Consider the following 4755-nt stretch of genomic DNA (forward strand, 5'->3'; position numbering starts at 1 on the left):
GCCGTGCACCAGGGGCATGGTGCCCTCGAAGCCGAGGCCCGCCAGGACCGCGCCGAGCGGCTGGCACGCCTTGGCCGGGTTGACGGTCAGCGCCTCCCGGGCGAAGTTCTTCTCCCGGTACTCCCAGCCGCGGGTCCACTCCAGGACCCGGGCTACCTCGGCGGCGTCGCTGCCGTTCTCGAACTCGCGCTTGCCCTCGAACTGCTCCTGGTAGACCTCGTCCTTGAACAGCTCGCTGTGGTCGAGGACCCGCAGCGGGACGGAACTGTTTGTTTCCGGAGTCGTCGTCACCGGACATCCTCCCTTCTACCGTGGCTGATGACTGCCGGCTACCGCCGGCGGGAGCCGGACCGGCCGGTCAGAACACCTCTCCGGCCTTCGACCAGGGGGTCTCCAGGAGGTCCCAGGTCGGGCTGTTGATCGCAATGTCCATGTCACGGGCGAAGACCGCGAAGCCGTCCACGCCGTGGTATGGCCCGGAGTAGTCCCAGGAGTGCATCTGGCGGAAGGGGACGCCCATCTTGTGGAAGACGTACTTCTCCTTGACGCCCGCGCCCATCAGGTCCGGCTTGAGCCGCTTGGCGAACTCCTCCAGCTCGAAGGCCGTCGGGTCATCGTAGAGGACCACGCCCTCCGCGAGAGCGGGGTAGGTGCGGGTGTAGTCGTCCTTGTGCGCGAACTCGTAGCCGGTGCCGACGACCTCCATGCCGAGGTCCTCGTAGGCACCGATGGTGTGCCGGGGCCGTAGTCCGCCGACCGCGAGCATGACCCGCTTGCCTTCCAGGCGCGGCCGGAAGGCGTTCGTGATCTCGTCGAATCGGACCTGGTAGCGGGCGATCGCCGCCTCGGTCTTCTGCTTGATCTCGTCGTCGAAGAAAGCCGCGATCTTCCGCATCGAATCGACGATCTTGGTGGGACCGAAGAAGTTGAACTCGGTCCACGGAGTGCCGTATCGCTCCTCCATGGTTGTGCAGATGTAGTTCATCGACCGGTAGCAGTGAATCAGGTTCAGCTTCGACAGGTGCGTCGAGGCCATCTCGTTGATCGTGCCGTCACCGGACCACTGGGCGATGACCCGCAGGCCCATCTCCTCCAGGATCTTCCGGGAGGCCCAGGCGTCGCCGCCGATGTTGTAGTCGCCGATGAGCGCGACGTCATACGGCGTCTGCTTGAAGGTGTTCCCACCGGTGCCCAGCACGTGGTCGCGGACCGCGTCGTTGGCGATGTGGTGGCCGAGGGACTGGCTGACCCCGCGGAACCCCTCGCAGCGCACCGGGACGACTGGCAGCTCGAGCTTCTTCGAGGCCTTGCGGGAGACCGCCTCGATGTCATCACCGATCAGACCAATCGGGCACTCGGACTGGACCGAGATCCCCTTGGCCAGCGGGAACAGCTCGGTGATCTCGTCGCAGACCGTCTCTAGCTTCGGGTCACCGCCGAAGACGATGTCCTTCTCCTGGAAGTCGGTCGTGAACTGCATCGCGGCAAAGTTGTTCACACCCCAGGGGCCGCGGGCGTAGTTGCGCCGGGTGGCCCAGGAGTACTGGCCACAGCCGACCGGGCCGTGGCTGATGTTGACGATGTCCTTGACCGGGCCCCACACCACGCCCTTGGAACCGGCGTAGGCGCAGCCGCGGATCGTCATGACCCCCGGGCGGGATTTGATGTTGGACTTGACCTCGCACTCCTTCGACCCATCGGGGTCGTTGGCCTTGAGGTGCTTGGCCCGGAACTTGGCCGTCTTCGCGGGGTAGTTCGACAGCACCTCGGCGATCATCGCCTCGGTCTCGGCCTTGATAGGTGCCGGCGTCGTCGTCATGGTCGGGACCTCATCCTCGACGGAGTCGGAGCAGGTGACAGGGTCAGGCGACAGCGGCGGCCTTGCCGATGATGGTCTCGTCCTCCTGCTCCATGATCCCGAACTCGATGAGGAGCTCCTCGAGCTCGTCCATGGTGATCGGCGTCGGGATGGTCTTCATGTCGTTGTCGACGATCTTCTTGGCGAGCTGCCGATACTGGTCGGCCTGCTCGTTCTTCGAGTCGTACTCGATGACCGTCATCCGGCGCAGCTCGGCGTGCTGCACGACGTTGTTACGCGGGATGAAGTGGATCATCTGGGTGTTGAGCCGGCGGGCGAGCTCGATGATCAGCTCGTCCTCGCGGTCGGTGTTACGGCTGTTGCAGATGAGCCCGCCGAGCCGGACACCGCCGGAGTGCGCGTACTTGAGGATGCCTCGGGCGATGTTGTTCGCCGCGTACATCGCCATCATCTCGCCGGAGGTGACGATGTAGATCTCCTGCGCCTTGCCCTGGCGGATCGGCATCGCGAACCCGCCGCAGACGACGTCACCGAGGACGTCGTAGGTGACGAAGTCGAGGTCCTCGTAGGCGCCGGCTTCCTCCAGGTAGCTGATGGAGGTGATGACACCGCGGCCGGCGCAGCCCACACCGGGCTCCGGGCCGCCGGACTCGACGCACCTGATGCCCCACTGGCCCTCGACCAGGACCTCGTCGAGCTCTAGGTCCTCGACCGAGCCCTTCTCGGCGGCCAGCTGAATGACGGAGGTCTGGGCCTTGGAGTGCAGGATGAGCCGGGTCGAGTCGGCCTTGGGGTCGCAGCCAACGATCATGACCTTCTTGCCCATCTCGGCCATCGCCGCCATGGTGTTCTGCTGGGTGGTGGACTTGCCGATACCACCCTTGCCGTAGAACGCGATCTGGCGCATGCGGTGTTCCTCCTCGGAACGGTTGCCCAGCACAGGGGGCACCGGTGCCACGACCACGCCGATCGGGCAGGTCGGGCCGCTGGGCCCCTGGGCTGGAGTCGTGCCGCCGGCCGGGTTTGGCCAGGACATCGGCACAACCGTTAGTTGTTGATCGACCCCGTTGCGTCTGCCAGCCGGGTCCGGTCCCTGCCGGACCAGGCCTAGGACGGCGGGGCCTCCACTCGGGGGGCCGGCACTTCGGCCCGCCCGAGAAGTTCCTGGAAGTCACGGCCGTGCAGGCCGCGCTTCGTCTGGGTCGCCGTGGCCCGGACCCGCTCAAGCAGCGGCTCGATCTCGCTGTCGTCGGCGGTGATGCCGTACTGGGCCAGCGCGTGACGCACCGAGACCCGGCCGCTGTGCTTCCCGAACGCGAGCCGCCGTTGCCCGCCTACTTCGGCGGGGTCGAACGGCTCGTAGGTCGACGGGTGTCGCAGCACGCCGTGGACGTGGATCCCCGACTCGTGCGCGAACACCGACTCACCGACCACCGCCTTGCCCACCGGCAGCGGGCGGCAGGCGGCCCGGGCCACCATCCGCGCGAGCCTGCGGAACGAGGTGGTGTCCAGGTCCACCGGCACCTTCAACAGGTGCCGCAGGGCCATCGCCACCTCCTCCAGCGGGGCGTTGCCGGCCCGCTCCCCCAGACCCAGCACCGTGGTGCTAACCCAGGTGAATCCGGCCTGAACCGCGGCGATGGTGTTCGCGGTCGCCAGACCGAAGTCGTCGTGGGCGTGGATCTCCCACTCCCCCGGGACCGCCTGGACCAGCCGGCCGAGCCGGGTGTAGGCGCTGACCGGGTCCAGCAGACCGACCGTGTCGGCCCAGCGGATCCGGGTGGCACCCCACTCGCGCAGCTCGCCGGCCAGCTCGATGACGAAGTTGTCGTCCGCGCGGGAGGCGTCCTCCAGACCGACGCTAAACCGCAGCCCGCGGTCGGCCGCGTCGAAGACGCAGTCGCGGATGCGGCGCCGCGCCCATCCCCGGTCCCGGCCCAGCTTGCTCTTCAGATGCAGATCGGAGACGGGAATGGTTAGGTGCGCAGTGACAATTCCGCAGGACACCGCGGCATCGATGTCGCGGCGGTCGGCCCGGCACCACGCCACCACGCCGGCCTGAGGCTGCGTCGCGAGGATCTCCCGCAGGACATCCCGTTCGGCGGGTCCCATGGCAGGTATTCCGGCCTCGATCTGGTGTACGCCGATAGCGTCCAGAGCAGCGGCGATGGCAAGTTTCTCGGCTGCGGTGAATGCCACCCCAGGCGCCTGCTCGCCGTCGCGCAGGGTGGTGTCGCAAAACCTGACCGGCGCGGCCGGCTCGACCGTAGGCGTGGATGAGCTGGGAAAACGGGGACCGGGCACTGTCATCACCAGCCGTCGATCGAGAACAGAAGGCCATGGGCTCGCCCCGAACAGTGGTTCTCCGTTTGTCCGGTGGCGACACGAAGAACACTAGGAGCCGTTTATTTCAGCCCTGCAAGCCCCGGTAACTTCGGCGTTAACAGGTATTCCGTCGGGATGGCTGGAAGCTTCTCCCGAAAGATACCACGAAGGATATTCGCAAGGAAAAATCTTTAATTAAAATTTTCCTGGAAACTTTCCCTCGTGGCGCCGCCCACATAGCTCCGGGCGCGCCGCCGAAGTGGTCCGGAGCACACGGTACGCCAGGAAGATCGCCCGATTACGGGGATCCCCCGATCCGCCGGAGCGGTGTAGATGACGGTAGCAAACGCCCCGTGCAGATGAGATGTTATCGGAACATTCGAACAAGAGTTTCAGCGAGGTACCTGCCGTGTTACGTACAGATGTCGGCGCTATCGATGCTGGTCACGGCGGATGAACAAGATGACTCACATTCATGTTGGCAGCTTCCCGGGTAAACATTCACCTGCTTTAGTGATCTTGCTGTAGGTGACGGTTCACGGGCATGGCTGTGGGCCGCGCCGGGCGGGGTGGTTGGGGTCGGGTGGGGGCGGCTGCCGTCAGGTGGGGAC

Annotated in this window: 4 protein-coding genes; all 4 read right to left on the bottom strand. The window is 66.1% G+C overall.

Annotated elements, in window-relative coordinates; translation table 11 throughout:
* The coding region (locus ACY45C_RS06550; RefSeq protein ID WP_462186745.1) for a DUF3364 domain-containing protein at positions 1-291 on the bottom strand (291 nt) is incomplete at its 3' end.
* A 67-nt stretch (positions 292-358) separates the two neighbouring features.
* Positions 359-1819 carry a nitrogenase molybdenum-iron protein alpha chain gene (nifD, locus tag ACY45C_RS06555; protein ID WP_462186746.1) on the bottom strand — a complete coding sequence of 487 codons (1461 nt, stop codon included), beginning with the start codon at positions 1817-1819 and terminating at the stop codon, positions 359-361.
* 43 nt (positions 1820-1862) lie between these two features.
* On the bottom strand, positions 1863-2726 hold the full coding sequence (gene nifH, locus ACY45C_RS06560) for a nitrogenase iron protein (protein WP_462186750.1): 864 nt from the start codon (positions 2724-2726) through the stop codon (positions 1863-1865).
* A gap of 200 nt (positions 2727-2926) precedes the next feature.
* On the bottom strand, positions 2927-4132 hold the full coding sequence (nifV, locus tag ACY45C_RS06565) for a homocitrate synthase (protein WP_462186747.1): 1206 nt from the start codon (positions 4130-4132) through the stop codon (positions 2927-2929).
* Positions 4133-4755 lie beyond the last annotated feature (623 nt).

The sequence above is a fragment of the Frankia sp. CcWB2 genome (genome assembly GCF_977927585.1).